Below are 14165 nucleotides of genomic sequence, written 5' to 3'. Positions count from 1 at the left end.
ACGGGGCTTTTTTCTAAAATGAAACCAACAAGCGGTCGAATTTCCTTAACTTTTTGCAAATCAAGCAGGATGCGAATCATCTTCAGCTAAAAAACCACCGCTTTGGTGCGCCCAAAGTTTCGCATAAACGCCATTCTCAGCTAATAATTCTTCATGCGTGCCTTGCTCTACAATCTGCCCTTTATCTAACACAATCAATCTATCCATTGCCATGATAGTAGATAGACGGTGAGCAATCGCTAATACCGTTTTACCCTTCATTAGCTCTGTGAGATTTTCTTGAATCGCCGCTTCGACCTCAGAATCTAGCGCACTGGTCGCTTCATCTAATAATAAAATCGGCGCATCTTTTAACATCACGCGTGCAATTGCGATACGTTGGCGCTGACCTCCTGACAGTTTTACACCACGCTCGCCCACATGCGCATCAAACCCGGTACGGCCTTTTGCATCTTGCAAATTCGGAATAAATTCTGCCGCAGCCGCTTTTTCTACTGCTTTCAACATTTTTTCTTCCGTCGCTTGCGGATTACCGTACATTAAATTTTCACGAACAGAACGATGCAATAAAGAGGTATCTTGAGTGACTAAACCAATCTGCGCTCGTAAACTCTCTTGAGTAATTGCAGCCACATTTTGTCCATCAATACTGATTTCACCTTGCTGAATATCATAAAAACGGAGCAATAAATTAGTCAGCGTCGATTTTCCAGCGCCACTGCGCCCAACCAAACCGACTTTTTCGCCCGGCTTAATGGTTAAACTGAAATCCTTCAGCAATGGCTTTTTCGGATCATAAGCAAAATCAACATGTTCAAATTTAATCTCACCATGATTTACCACCAATGCCTTCGCATCTGCTTTATCCACCACACTATGCGGTTTAGAAAGTGTAATCATGCCATCTTGCACGGTGCCTAAATTTTCAAACAAACGAGCGAACTCCCACATAATCCATTGTGAAAGCCCTTTAATGCGCAAAGCTAATGCCGTTGAAGTTGCAATTGCGCCAGCACTAACAAGAGAGGCTCCCCATAACCACAAACCAATAGCCGCTGTTGAAATAATTAAACTAATACTCATAAAGTTGGTTAAGGTTTCAATCACCGTGACCAAACGCATTTGTTTATTGACCGTAACCATAAACTCTTGCATGGACTCTTTCGCATAACTCGATTCACGATTGCCATGAGAGAAAAGCTTCACAGTCATAATGTTAGAGTATGCGTCCGTGATTCGACCTGTCATCAAACTTCTCGCATCCGACTGTTCTTGCGCTGCTTGCGCTAATTTAGGTACAAAAATGCGGATAGTTAAACCTAATCCCAACACCCAGAGCAAAAAAGGTAACAATAACCAGATATCAAGTTGCCATAAAATCACACTTGAAGTGGTTAAATAAACCATGACATAAATCATCATATCCGCACAAGTCATGACGACATCACGTACAGCAAGTGCGGTTTGCATCACTTTTGCTGATACCCTTCCGGCAAATTCATCTTGGTAAAAACCCATACTCTGTCCAAGCATTAAACGGTGGAAATTCCAACGCAAGCGCATTGGAAATACGCCTTGTAGTGCCTGAAAACGAATTGAGCTGGAGACATAAACAAATAACACGCCTAAGCAGGCAATCAAAAACATTGATAAGATAGCACCGCTTTTCTCTGCCCAAAGTTCACTTGGGCTAAATTTATTCACCCAATCGACCAAGTCTCCCATGAATTGAAACAGCACCGCTTCAATAATGCCAACCGTCGCGACTAATATCGTCAGCAAAATAATATAAAAACGCATGCCTTTTGTTGCCTCAAAAATAAAAGGGACAACGCCGGCTTTTGGTGTTTTTGGTGCCTCTTCGGGGTACGTTTCAATCCGATTTTCAAACCAAGTAAAAATCTTGTTAAACATAAAACTCCCTAAAAAATGAAGGACGCATAAAATGCGTCCGAAAATTAAGGTATCTCATTTCAACGCTAATATGCGTTTGCAAAATACCACAGAAAATCGACCGCTTGTGTGTAGCAAGTTCACACATGACAGGCAGTTGATTTGATTAAGGATTCAACAATTTCTCATCTAACGCAAGATCTTCGTTGCGATTTACGCCAATGCCTTTTGCTAATACATCACGCGCAATTTGATGTGCTTCTTCCAAAGAGTGCTCTTTATAAGAGCCACATTGATATTCATTCAATTCTGGAATTTTAGAAACATCTGGCACCTTATTTAGCGCATCTTCCATTGAAGCTGTCCACGCGGCAACAACCGCTTGTTCGCTTGGCGCACCGATAAGCGACATATAAAAACCAGTACGGCATCCCATTGGTGAAATATCAATAATCTCCACGCTATCGCTATTTAAGTGATCGCGCATGAACCCTGCAAATAAGTGTTCCATGGTATGAATACCACGCACTGGTAAAATATCAATATTCGGACGGCAAAAACGTAAATCAAACACTGTAATAGTGTCCCCTTTTGGGGTTGTCATGGTTTTTGCCACACGCACTGCAGGTGCATTCATGCGCGTATGGTCAACTTTAAAACTATCTAATAAAGGCATAATTTGCTCCTAAAAATTAAATGGGTACAAAGCTTCTAAATAAAGCTAAATTATTCTGCAATTCCCTGATCCCAAGAAGCGGCATCTTGTGGGATTTTGCGTTGTAAAATAAAGTGGCGATTCGCTTTCGCTTGTGGCTGCACTACACGACCTGACGGCGTAGAGAATTCAATTCCGCCTTTAAGCAATTGCGACATCGTGCCAGAATTCATGCTCACACCTTGCAAGCTAATATCCATGGTATAACCTGAAGCTGCCCAGAATTCAGTATTGTTACGGATCAAGTGCTTGTATTTATTCTCAATCGTTAAATGAATAAAGACACGATCGCCCAACTCACTTAAATTCAAGCGTTTCACGATCCCCACTTGCATGCCTCTAAACAAGACTGGCGCTTCTTCTACAATACCGTGTGCATCGCTCGTTTCCACAATGACAGGGAAACCATTCGCATAAGTGGTACTAATGGTATCGGTATCCGCAATATTAAATTGCGTTTGCGCTTTGCCATTACCCACATCTACCTGAATATAGTTTCCTAAAGCAGCATCTAAATTCTTAACGCCAGAGGTCGTGATTTCTGGTGAAATCACTTTAAAGCTAGAACCTGATTTTGCTACTAAACTAGCATATTGCCCTTCTAGGTAAGCGGTCGCTTTTATCTGTTTTTTTGCAGATTGTAATTCTAGCGACTCTACTCTTCCAACGGTTAAGCCCATATATTTAATCTCCATACCTTTAGAGAGTTTTGCCGCATCTTTAGCAATAAGCGTAATATAGCTGCCGTTTGCAGTCGCCTTTTCCTTGCTCGCAAATAAGGTTTTGTTGTTGGCTTTAGTGCCTTGATTATCAAATCCAATTGCACCTTTTAAAGTACGCATCAATGGTGCTGCTTGAACACTCACGCCTTTTAGAGAAACCTCGGCAGAAACCGCAGGTTCAACCCAGAAACGACTTTGGCTGCCTAATAAATGACGTTGGCTTGGTTCAATAAACAAAGCCACTTCAAAGTGATTCTTTTTAGGCACCACGCTAAGCACTTCCCCAACTTGATAATCGCGATACAACACTACTGAGCCTTTATCAATACCATTCAGTTGGCTTGCAGTAAGCGTTAACGTAGTCTGCTTATCATTTGAGATAATGCCTGCTTGCGCATTTTCGATGTTTTTATATAACGGATAGCTTCTTTGCACTTCGCCTTTAGCTTGGGCTGAGAGCAAGCGCACACCGCCTTTTAACCAATCTGTTGGTGAACCTGCTTGAACACGAACACCATCTAACCCTACATTTACATCTAGGTTAGAAATCGCCACAAACTGACTATTCGCGCCCACTAGATTACGATAAGCAGGGTAAATAATCCCTTCAAAATGAATATTTTCTAAGGTTAATTGGCGTTTAAGAATTTCACCAATTTGAATATCGTTGTAATAAATTCCCTGCCCAACATCTACCCCATAAGATTGCGGGGCAGTTAAATGCAACGGCAATATATTCGGTAAAGAAAGCAAGTAATCAGCTTCTTTTTCTACATGGAAACTAAATTCAGGCTCTCCGCTACCAGCTTGAATTTCAAAGTAAGCACCACGGAAAAGCTCACCAATTTTACTAATTTGCTCTTTATTTAAGTTAAAGCTCGGCTCTTTAACCAAAATTTTGCTACCACTTTTAAGCAAATCTGCATGATTTGGATCAATTAACAATGTTCCAGTAAGCTTACCATGGTTTTTTTCCATGCCTAGATTCTGATTTTCTTCATTATCTGGTGTAAAAGATAAATCTGATAGAATCCCCACTTGTACGTTTTTATAAAAAACAGCGGTTTCGTTTACTTTAAGATTAGTGATTATCGGCAATGTTACCGCCACTTCTATGCCACGTTGCGCGGCTTTTAAGTTCGGATAAAGATTATAAGTCTGCCCTTGTTCTGCATTTTCTGAATTATCCGGTGAATCAAAAGAAACAGCACCAATTACAACCGATGCCAAGCTATCTACCGAAACATCCACACCAGATAAACCAGCCTTAATATTCATCCCACTAATATTCCAAAAGCGTGAATCTTTTTTCACAAGATTGGTATATTTCTTTTCAATTAACAGATCAATTTCAACCTTGTTATGCGCCTGATTAAAACGATAATCTGCCACTTTTCCAACTGGAATTTTTCGATAGTAAACTGCAGCACCTGTGGTCATTGAACCAAGATCATCAGCAACCAAACGCACAATTAAATCACCATCAGTTGCAACAACCATTGGTGGTTCTTCTTCTGCAATAAAAGAAGTTTTTGAATCTGCATTCGGATCAGTATTCGGTTGTAACGTGATGTAATTTCCTGACACCAACGTATCTAGTCCTGAGACCCCGGCTAATGAAGCTGTCGGCTTGACTATCCAAAACAATGTTCCTTCTTTTAAGACCGATTTTGCTTCGGGATTGATCTCTGCCTCAACCTCAACTTTATCTAGGTTATCCACAAAATAGACTTTTTTAACTAAACCAATTTGTAAGCCTTGGTAACGAACTGCCGTTTTACCTGCATTAATCCCATCACCTTCGTTGAATCGAATGCGAATAGTCGTCCCTTGCTCTTTTAATATTTGGAAAAAAAGCAATGCGCCAATTACAAACGCAACAATAGGTAAAATCCAAAATGGTGAAATACGACGAGGCGGCCTAATTTTCGCCTTAGCTACGTTTTCTAAATTCTCTGTATTCTCTGTCATTTTCTAAATTTTAATAAATACACAAGCGGTAAGATTTTGCAAAACTTTTACGAAATCTTACCGCTTCTATTTAAGCTCTAAATAAACCAACTTTATTTTTTCTCTTTTGAAGAGTCACAATGTGCGATATCGCTACATTTGCCATAAAGATAAAGGCTTCTGGTTTCTAATTGAATCCCGTGTTGTTCACTAATTTCACGTTGACGGCGTTCAATATCTGGATCTTTAAACTCAAACACTTTACCACAATCCATACAGATAATGTGATCATGGTCATGATCGATGTTTAACTCAAACACTGCCTTATTAGAATCAAAGCTATGGCGAACTAAAATGCCCACCTCTTCAAACTGATTTAATACACGATAAACGGTCGCTAAACCAATATCAGATCCTTTTTCAAGCAGGAGTCGATAAATATCTTCTGCGGCAAAGTGCTGCATTTCGCTACGCACATCTTGCATTAGGGCAAGAATCGTGAGTCGAGGTTCAGTCACCTTTAACCCAACATTTTTTAATAATTTGATATTTTCTTCAGACATCTCTGTCACCTTTGTCTTATTTAAATTAGATTAAGCAAGTTGATCTAAACACATTTCTTCACGAAGTTGCTTACACCATGCTTTTACACGTTCATTCGTTAATTCTGGTTGACGATCTTCATCAATACATAAACCAACGAAGGTTTCATCATCGATTAATGCTTGTGAAGCATCGAAGTTATAACTCGCTGTTGGCCAATGACCGACAACAACCGCACCATTCTCTTCTACGATTTCACGCAATGTTCCCATTGCATCACAGAAATATTCCGCATAGTCTTCTTGGTCGCCACACCCGAAAATACCGACGATTTTGCCGTTGAAATCAATTTCTTTTAAGGTTGGCATAAAATCATCCCAATCAGCTTGAGACTCACCATAGTACCAAGTTGGAATACCAAATAATAAGAAGTCGTACGCTTCAATATCTTCTTTACTACTTTTAGCAATATCACGAATATCAACTAGGTTTGCACCTAAGTCTTTTTGAATCATTTTTGAAATGTTTTCTGTATTACCAGTGTCACTTCCGTAGAATAACCCTACAACCGCCATATTTTTTTCCTATTGTGCCTATTCAATGTCACCATTGATATAATGATTTAAAATACGTTCGATAAGCTGCCCACGTGTCAGCCCCTCTTCTGCTGCCTCAATTTCTAACCTCTCAACCAAATCTGTGTGTAATTTTAACTCTACACGCTTCAAGCCACTGGATTTATCCCGTTTAAGCTGATTACGTTTGTTGATTCGGATTTGCTGTTCTCGACTTAGCGGATTAGTACGGGGGCGCCCAACTCTAGGTACGGTGGCGAACAAATCTAGCGTGATACAATCTGCATCTTGTTTTGCCATAATCTTCCACACAGTGAGAATTTGCACATTCTCTTAATTGAGAATGAGAAGCTAAATTCTTAATTAGTAAATATATCACAACTCATAAAAAGTTGGAAATCTAAGACAGAAAATTATAAATTTATTCTTTGATTTCTGCAAACTGTGCATCTAGCAATCTAGCTAGATCTTGCGGATTAAGCGAAATATCTAACCCTCTTTTCCCGCCTGAAACATAAATAACCTCAAAATCTTGAGCAGAAGCTTCAATGACCGTTGGCAAACGCTTTTTCTGACCTAATGGGCTAATACCACCTAGGAGATAACCCGTTGTTTTCTGCGCAATCTCTTTATCTGCCATTTCGACTTTCTTAACGCCTAAAGCTTGTGCTGCACGCTTTAAATTGAGCGAAGAAGAAACAGGCACCACCATCACAGCTAATTTTTTCTGATCGCCATTTTCAGCCACTAATAAGGTTTTAAACGTTTGATTTGCATCTACACCAAGCTTTTCGACCGCTTCTTGCCCAAAATTCGTATTATTTGGGTCATGCTCATAAGGATGAAGGGTAAAAGCGACTTTCTGTTTTTTAAGTAAATTTACCGCTGGTGTCATTTTCTCTCCTTTTTAGCGTATAATTTCCCGATTCAATAAAGGAGAAATTATGTCAAATATTCATTTAGCTATCGCCACAGATTTTACACTGGCAGAAAAATTACTTGAAGCCCTAGAACAAAAGGATTTATCAATTGATAAAATTTCTGCAATCGAACTTGAACCATTCGGTGAAGAGCAAAACTTACGTTTTGGTGCAAAAGCAGTCGAACAATTTGAATTAGATAACCTAGATTGGTCGCAATTTACTCATGTTCTTTTTGCAGCCCCAATGGCACAAGCAGAAATTTTAGCAAAAGCAACCCAAGCAGGCTGTATTATTTTAGATTTATACGGTATTACTGCACTGATTAGTGATGTGCCGGTTATCGTGCCAAGCGTGAACAATGAAGCACTAGAAAACTTGCGTGAACGTAATATTGTTGCACTAGCTAACCCACAAATTTCTCAATTAGCTTTAGCATTAAAACCACTTCTTGAACAAGATTTGGCAGATGTTTTCGTAACCTCGCTATTACCAGCTGCTTATTTTGGGGATGAGAAAGTTAAAGAACTTGCTGGACAAACTGCACGCTTATTAAACGGTATTCCATTTGATGAAAATGCAGAGCGCATCGCTTTCGATGTCGTACCAGCAAATGTTCAAGGCGATGAAAAAAAATTACCATTCTCACGAATGTTCCATCTACAACTTGCAAAAGTGTTACCAAATTTGACCGCTTGCGTGCGCTTCCATACTGTGCAAACACCTGTCTTCTACGGTATTTCACAAATGGTCTCGGTATACTCTGCTTATCAGCTTGATGCAACTGAATTAAGTCAACAATGGCAACAAAGTGATTGGTTGAATTTTAATGAAGAAACCGTCATTACTGCGGTTAAAAATGGTGAAGATGAAGAAGAAAATACCCAACTGCAACTTAGCCAATTATTAGCTAGCGCAGAAAATGAACTCCAATTCTGGAGCGTCGCAGATGAACAACGTTTCGGCCTAGCATTCTTAGCAGTTGAACTACTCGCTTTAGTTCTTGATTATTAACATCAATAAAAAAACGCACCTTCGGGTGCGTTTTAACCTTTCAGGCGGAAACGCCCTCGACTATATCTCGTTTTCATTAGCGCTAAAACTTGCTCTTTATCGCTTTTCGCTTCGCCATGATGCTGGCGAGAAACCACCAAAGAGTGCTGAATAGAATGGGCATGTGTAATAGCAATGGCTAAAGCATCTGCCGCATCCGCTTGAGGTTTAGCTGAAAGCTGTAAAATTCGGCTAACCATTTCTTGCACTTGCACTTTATCAGCTGAACCAATTCCTACCACCGTTTGCTTCACTGCTCTTGCGGCATATTCAAACACAGGCAAATCCTGATTCACTGCCGCCACAATCGCTGTTCCGCGAGCCTGACCTAATTTCAATGCAGAATCAGCATTCTTTGCCATAAAAACCTGTTCAATCGCAAACATATCTGGTTGAAATTGGGTAATAATTTCCGTCACACCCGCATAAATGCGCTTAAGCCGTGTGGGTAAATCTTCAACAGCTGTGCGAATAGCCCCACTACCAAGATATTCTAAATGCCGGCCTTGTTGGCGAATCACACCATAACCAGTTACACGAGAACCTGGGTCAATACCCAAAATAATACTCATAAATTCCAATAAAAAATAAACGGCTAGCAATGCTAGCCGCTTTTAAATAACAAATTATAAATTCGCTTTTGCTGTTGCTTTCGCGTTCACATCGCAGTTTTTCACGATGATTTTATCGCTATTTTTGCCTTTTTGAATTAAATTCACTGGCACCACAGAATCAAATTTATCTAAAGTTAAACCGCTATCTACGTTCCACACATAGTTGCCTGAGGTGAAGCTAGTAAAATCGGTTTGTGATTTATCACGAGCAAAGTCTTTCGCAATCACTTTGTTACCTACGCTAACCATTGCGCCTGTTGGCTCTTGGTTTTCGAATTGGTACACTGCAGTTACAGTTTTCTTGTTGCAAGAATAAACGACAGTTTTATCTGTAATGGTAGGTAGAGCTTGAGTCATTGCAGCAGCTTGCTCAGGTGCTTTTTCCATTTTAGGTGCTTCATTTGCACAAGCAGATAATGCGATAGCGGCAGCAAATGCCGGTAAAACTTTAGTGAATTTCATTATTGAATCCTCTTAATATAAGCCCCCGACTTGGGGTACTCACTTAGAAACTTTAAAATAAATAAAGTTCCGATTTTAAAATCAATTGATTAAAGTAGCGCCGCTACTTCGTCACTGATCTCACCGTTATGATAGACATTTTGTACATCATCACAATCTTCTAGCATCTCGATTAAACGTAATAATTTTGGTGCAGTTTCCGCATCTAAATCAACAGAAGTTGATGGAATCATAGTTACTTCTGCTTCTTGAATTTTGAAACCAGCCTTTTCAATACCATCACGCACATCGCCCAAATCTTCCCAAGCGGTGTAAATTTCAAATGAACCGTCATCTTGTGGTTGAATATCATCTGCACCCGCTTCAATTGCTGCTTCTGTTAATGCATCTTCATCGGCTTCTGCAATTAAAATTAGGCCTTTTTTGCTAAATAAGTAACCCACAGAACCTTCTGTTCCTAAGTTACCACCACATTTAGTAAAGCTTGGACGAACCTGTGAAATCGTACGGTTAGCGTTATCACTTAAACATTCCACCATAACTGCAGTACCGCCTGGGCCGTAACCTTCATAGATTTTGGTTTCCATATTGGTGTCATCGCCACCACCTACACCACGTTCAATGGCACGGTTAATAGTGTCACGCGTCATATTGTTTGATAACGCTTTATCTACTGCTGAACGTAAACGTGGGTTTGAAGCAACATCGCCACCACCAATTTTCGCAGCTGTTACTAATTCACGAATTAATTTTGTAAAAATTTTACCGCGTTGCGCATCTTGTGCTGCTTTACGGTGTTTAATGTTAGCCCACTTACTATGACCTGCCATTCTCTTGTTTCCTTCTTTTTAACTATGTTTTGAATTTGGTAAAATAACCTTACACTCAGTAAGAAAATTTGATATTGATGTCAAATCTCCCCCAGCCCCTCTTTTCTAAAGAGGAGGGTTATTTGTTAAATATTTTGCTATCGCCGCCGCATTATTGGGCGATTTTGTTATTTCGATAGCCTTATCAACAGATACCCATTGAAAAGCCAGATGTTCAGTTAAAATTGGGGTTTGCTCATTCGGTAAACCCAATAAAAACCAATGCTCCCGATTATGTGTCACATCAGGCGCGTATTTATACCGAAATTGTGGAAAAATTTCAAAAAGTACCGACTCATTACAATCAACAAGCGATAAATTTTGTGTTGCAATATCAATCCCTGTTTCTTCTCTCACTTCCCGAATTGCTGTTTCAAACGGCTGTTCGTTTGGTTCCAGAGAGCCTGTGACAGATTGCCAAAATTCAGGATCATCTTGGCGTTGCAGCATTAAGACTTTACCTGAATTTTGGGAGTAAATGACGACAAGAACAGAATGAGGATTTTTGTATTTCATTATTTATTAGCGTAATAATGCCCTAATCCAAACCTTAATAAAACATACATAGAAATAGCTCCAATAAACAAAATGAATTGTACAACTCTTTCATTTAATTGATATTTTTCAGTTATTGTATCAATGAGTTTTTTATCAATGTCAATATTCCCTTTTTTTAACTTACTAAGTTGAAGCTGAAAAATGAAACCAATAATTAGCTCAATTAATATCTGATATATAGAATTACTCGGATACCATGAATATTGCTCTAAATTTATCGATTTAGAGAAAATAAACACTACTAAACTGACAGTTGACCACCATTTAAAAGAAAGGGCTAAGTTAGTTGAGTCCTTTTCTTTAATGCTATTAAAGATATTTAGCATTTATTACTCTATGTCTTCTTTTTTCACAACCGCAATCGCTAACTCGTCCAATGCTTGTGGATTTGCATAGCTTGGTGCTTCAGTCATTAAACATGCCGCGGCGGTCGTTTTCGGGAACGCAATTACATCACGGATATTTTCTGTACCTGTAATTAACATGGTTAAACGGTCTAAACCAAATGCTAAACCAGCATGCGGTGGCGTACCGAATTTTAATGCATCAAGTAAGAAACCGAATTTTTCTTGTTGCTCTTGTTCGTTAATGCCTAGAATGTTGAACACAGTTTGCTGCATTTTCGGGTCGAAAATACGTACGGAACCACCACCTACTTCGTAACCATTGATAACCATATCGTACGCATTTGCTACAGCATTAACTGGATTTGCAGCTAACTCTTCTGGAGTTAAACCTTTTGGTGAAGTAAATGGGTGGTGCATCGCTGAAAGGTTGCCTTCTTCATCACGTTCAAACATTGGGAAATCAACAACCCAAAGTGGTTTCCATGCACTTAAATCAGTTAAACCTAAATCACGACCCACTTTTAAGCGTAATGCGCCCATTGAATCAGTAACAACCTGCCATTTATCTGCACCGAAGAATAAAATATCCCCTGTCTGCGCTTGCGTGCGCGCAATTAAAGCTTTGAATACATCTTCGTTTAAGAATTTTGCTACTGGGCTTTGAATGCCTTCCATTCCCGCATTCACATCATTGATTTTCGCCCATGCTAAGCCTTTTGCACCATAGATGCCCACAAATTGAGTATATTCATCAATTTGTTTACGCGTTAAAGCTGCACCATTCGGTACGCGTAAAACAGTTACACGACCATCTTCTGAGTTAGCAGGTTCATGAAATACTTTAAATTCAACATCTTTTAAAATGTCTGCCACATCGACCAATTCTAATGGGTTACGTAAATCTGGTTTATCAGAACCAAAACGATTCATCGCTTCATGCCATGTCATTTGTGGGAATTTGCCTAGATCCACATTTAAGCGGTCTAACCATAAACCGTGGATCATCTCTTCCATTAACGCGCGCACTTCTTCTGCGGTTAAGAATGAAGTCTCCACATCGATTTGGGTAAATTCTGGCTGACGGTCTGCACGTAAATCTTCATCGCGGAAACACTTTACGATTTGATAGTAACGGTCAAAACCAGACATCATAAGAAGCTGTTTGAAAAGCTGCGGAGATTGTGGCAACGCATAGAATTTACCTTTATGTACACGGCTTGGCACTAAGTAGTCACGCGCACCTTCTGGCGTTGCTTTAGTCAACATTGGAGTTTCAATATCTAAGAAACCGTGTTTATCCATATAACGGCGTACAAAGCTAGTGATTTTCGCACGGGTTTTAAGTTTTTCCGCCATTTCAGGACGACGTAAATCTAAGTAGCGATATTTTAAGCGTTGTTCTTCGGTATTGTTTTGGTTGAAGTCAAGCGGGAGAACATCAGCGTTGTTATATACCAACACATTTTTTACTAACACTTCAATTTCACCCGTTGCCATCTCTTTATTGATTTGTGACTCATCACGCGCAATCACTTCACCTTGAATTTGCACACACGCTTCTGCACGCAAACCTGAGGCAACTTTAAATAAAGCTTCATCTTTTTCATCAAAGAAAACTTGCACAATGCCTTCACGGTCGCGAATTTGTATAAAGATAAAACGACCAAGGTTACGCACACGGTGCACCCAGCCACTTAAAGTCACATTTTGTCCAACGTGGCTGCGATTTAATTCACCACAATAGTTTGTACGCATCATATTTTATTGTCCTTTTAAAAAATGGTTCCCTATAGGGAAAATTAGCGGAATTATAGCGGAATTTTGGTGGGATTTGGATAGCCAATCTCAAGCAAGCGGTCTATTTTTAATAGAATTTTGCAAAATCCATGAAAAAATAGACCGCTTGCTTAATTGAAATTTAGAATAAGTGAAGGTGCTCAACCAATTGCACTCTCGTTAAACTAAACACCCCTAAACCGCCATTTTTAAATTCAATCCAGTTAAATGGCACGGTTGGGAACTGTTCAATTAAATGCACCATTGAGTTACCCACTTCACACACTAACACGCCATTATCGGTTAAATAATCTGCAGCTTGAGCCAAAATACGTTTAGTAATATCTAAGCCATCTGCCCCTGATCCTAATGACATTTCTGGCTCAAAGTGAAACTCTTGCGGCATATCGTCTAAATCTTCTTCATCGACATATGGAGGATTGGTGACTATTAAATCATATTTATCTTTCGGAATATCGTTAAAGAGATCAGAACTAATTGGGAAGACACGCTCAGCTAATCCATGACGTTCAATGTTAATTTGCGCTACATCTAATGCGTCTAGTGAGAGATCAACAGCATCTACTTCAGCTTCTAAAAATTGTTGCGCGCAAGCAATGGCAATACAACCACTGCCGGTACACATATCTAAAATGCGCTTTGGCTCATGATCAATCAGGCCTGCAAATTTTTGCATAATCAATTCACCAATTGGCGAACGTGGCACAATAGTGCGTTCATCGACATAAAATTCACTGCCACAGAACCAAGCTGAATTAGTTAAATAAGCCACAGGCTGACGCGTACCAAGACGAGTTTCAATTAAGTGAATCACACGCTCTTTTTCCACTAAGGTTAGGCGAGATTGATACATAGCTTCTGGCACATCCGCAGGCAGATAAAGAGCCACCAACACTAACTGTTGCGCCTCATCCCAAGCATTGTCATAACCATGGCCATAGTAAAGGTCCGAAGCATTAAAATAACTATACGCCCAACGCATCATATCTTGAATGGTGGCTAAATCCTCTACTACCGCACAAGCCTGAATTTCTTCAAGCAACTCAAGGTTGTATTTATACATTATTTGTCCTTTGATTCATTAAGGTTTAATCCGCTTGTTATACCATATTTCGCTTTATGATAGAATGAGAAAAAATTGAGGAGA

General features: G+C 39.6%; 15 protein-coding genes. 1 reads left to right on the top strand and 14 read right to left on the bottom strand.

Features of this window, described 5'->3' with window-relative positions; translation table 11 throughout:
* Window positions 1-60: 60 nt before the first annotated feature.
* From HSP_RS0110245 to ybaK, 7 genes are all read right to left on the bottom strand, one after another.
* Window positions 61-1914, bottom strand: a complete 1854-nt coding sequence (locus HSP_RS0110245; protein ID WP_007524137.1) for an ABC transporter ATP-binding protein — start codon at window positions 1912-1914, stop codon at window positions 61-63.
* Between the two features lie 145 nt (window positions 1915-2059).
* Window positions 2060-2569 (bottom strand): S-ribosylhomocysteine lyase, encoded by a 510-nt coding sequence (luxS, locus tag HSP_RS0110240; RefSeq protein ID WP_007524587.1) that lies wholly within the window; start codon window positions 2567-2569, stop codon window positions 2060-2062.
* 50 nt (window positions 2570-2619) lie between these two features.
* Complete coding sequence (locus tag HSP_RS0110235) at window positions 2620-5301, bottom strand: PqiB family protein (RefSeq protein WP_007524824.1); 2682 nt, start codon at window positions 5299-5301, stop codon at window positions 2620-2622.
* Between the two features lie 92 nt (window positions 5302-5393).
* Window positions 5394-5843, bottom strand: coding sequence for a ferric iron uptake transcriptional regulator (gene fur / locus HSP_RS0110230; RefSeq protein WP_007525355.1), 450 nt, complete (start codon window positions 5841-5843; stop codon window positions 5394-5396).
* 30 nt (window positions 5844-5873) lie between these two features.
* Window positions 5874-6398, bottom strand: coding sequence for a flavodoxin FldA (gene fldA, locus HSP_RS0110225; protein ID WP_007525313.1), 525 nt, complete (start codon window positions 6396-6398; stop codon window positions 5874-5876).
* Between the two features lie 18 nt (window positions 6399-6416).
* Window positions 6417-6698: a LexA regulated protein gene (gene ybfE / locus HSP_RS0110220; RefSeq protein ID WP_007524170.1), complete on the bottom strand. Its 282-nt coding sequence runs from the start codon at window positions 6696-6698 to the stop codon at window positions 6417-6419.
* A 121-nt stretch (window positions 6699-6819) separates the two neighbouring features.
* Window positions 6820-7293 (bottom strand): Cys-tRNA(Pro)/Cys-tRNA(Cys) deacylase YbaK, encoded by a 474-nt coding sequence (gene ybaK / locus HSP_RS0110215; protein ID WP_007524154.1) that lies wholly within the window; start codon window positions 7291-7293, stop codon window positions 6820-6822.
* A gap of 49 nt (window positions 7294-7342) precedes the next feature.
* On the opposite strand from ybaK, the gene HSP_RS0110210 reads away from it, so the two are divergent.
* A complete protein-coding gene (locus tag HSP_RS0110210) occupies window positions 7343-8332 on the top strand; it encodes an oxidoreductase (RefSeq protein ID WP_010130052.1) in 990 nt (329 codons plus the stop codon).
* Between the two features lie 32 nt (window positions 8333-8364).
* Here HSP_RS0110210 and ruvC read toward each other — a convergent pair whose 3' ends face one another.
* From ruvC to prmB, 7 genes are all read right to left on the bottom strand, one after another.
* Window positions 8365-8943, bottom strand: a complete 579-nt coding sequence (ruvC, locus tag HSP_RS0110205; RefSeq protein ID WP_007525364.1) for a crossover junction endodeoxyribonuclease RuvC — start codon at window positions 8941-8943, stop codon at window positions 8365-8367.
* Window positions 8944-8997: 54 nt separating this feature from the next.
* Window positions 8998-9447, bottom strand: coding sequence for a hypothetical protein (locus tag HSP_RS0110200; protein WP_007524049.1), 450 nt, complete (start codon window positions 9445-9447; stop codon window positions 8998-9000).
* 89 nt (window positions 9448-9536) lie between these two features.
* Window positions 9537-10277 carry a YebC/PmpR family DNA-binding transcriptional regulator gene (locus HSP_RS0110195; RefSeq protein ID WP_007524254.1) on the bottom strand — a complete coding sequence of 247 codons (741 nt, stop codon included), beginning with the start codon at window positions 10275-10277 and terminating at the stop codon, window positions 9537-9539.
* Window positions 10278-10382: 105 nt separating this feature from the next.
* A complete protein-coding gene (gene nudB / locus HSP_RS0110190) occupies window positions 10383-10832 on the bottom strand; it encodes a dihydroneopterin triphosphate diphosphatase (RefSeq protein ID WP_029495408.1) in 450 nt (149 codons plus the stop codon).
* A complete protein-coding gene (locus HSP_RS0110185) occupies window positions 10832-11200 on the bottom strand; it encodes a hypothetical protein (protein ID WP_010130051.1) in 369 nt (122 codons plus the stop codon). The genes nudB and HSP_RS0110185 overlap by 1 nt, the downstream gene beginning before the upstream one ends.
* Window positions 11201-11203: 3 nt before the next feature.
* A complete protein-coding gene (gene aspS / locus HSP_RS0110180; protein ID WP_007524629.1) occupies window positions 11204-12979 on the bottom strand; it encodes an aspartate--tRNA ligase in 1776 nt (591 codons plus the stop codon).
* 160 nt (window positions 12980-13139) lie between these two features.
* On the bottom strand, window positions 13140-14081 hold the full coding sequence (gene prmB / locus HSP_RS0110175; protein WP_007524942.1) for a 50S ribosomal protein L3 N(5)-glutamine methyltransferase: 942 nt from the start codon (window positions 14079-14081) through the stop codon (window positions 13140-13142).
* Between the last annotated feature and the right edge of the window lie 84 nt (window positions 14082-14165).

This window comes from Haemophilus sputorum CCUG 13788 (genome assembly GCF_000238795.1).
In the GTDB taxonomy this organism is placed as follows: Bacteria; Pseudomonadota; Gammaproteobacteria; order Enterobacterales; family Pasteurellaceae; genus Haemophilus_A; species Haemophilus_A sputorum.
This window is presented reverse-complemented; position numbering and strand designations above follow the sequence as displayed.